1 pseudogene is annotated in these 438 nt (G+C 71.7%); it reads right to left on the bottom strand.

Features of this window, described 5'->3' with window-relative positions:
* Positions 1 to 128: 128 nt before the first annotated feature.
* Positions 129 to 438 (bottom strand): annotated as a pseudogene (locus ACZ5WK_RS38925) (urease subunit alpha); the annotation flags it as partial.

The raw sequence follows: 438 nt of genomic DNA, 5'->3' as shown, positions 1-438 counted from the left end.
ACTGTGTGTCCCCCCCCCCCGCTGGTTTCCGCCTTTCTTCCTGCCTCCTTACTTCACGCTCTGGGCCAGGAAACCCAGACCCTCCCTATCGAAAAAGGCTCGGAGGCTTCGGCGTTCCCGGCACTCGACTACAGGAAGTAGAGCCGGTTGAGGGAGACGGAGTCGGCGGGCTCGGAGCAGAGCGGCTCGCCGTCGAGGGAGACCAGCCCGGTCTGCGCGTGCACGTCGACCCGCCCGGTGCGGGCGTTGCGGAGCATGTCCGCCGGCCCGATCCCCCGCGTGCCGCGCACCGCGACGCGTCGCCGGCGGGTCGGCATCAGATCCCCGTTGTCCACCGCCGCCCGGGCGACGAAGGCGACGGAGATGTCGGCGGCGGTGGCGCCGTGGGCGCCGAACTGGGGGCCGAGGACGAGGGGTTCGCAGCGGTCGGTGGAGGCG

The sequence above is a fragment of the Kitasatospora sp. NPDC032757 genome (assembly GCF_055579305.1).
The sequence above is the reverse complement of the archived record's forward strand: the minus strand, read 5'-3'. Positions and strand labels throughout refer to the sequence as shown.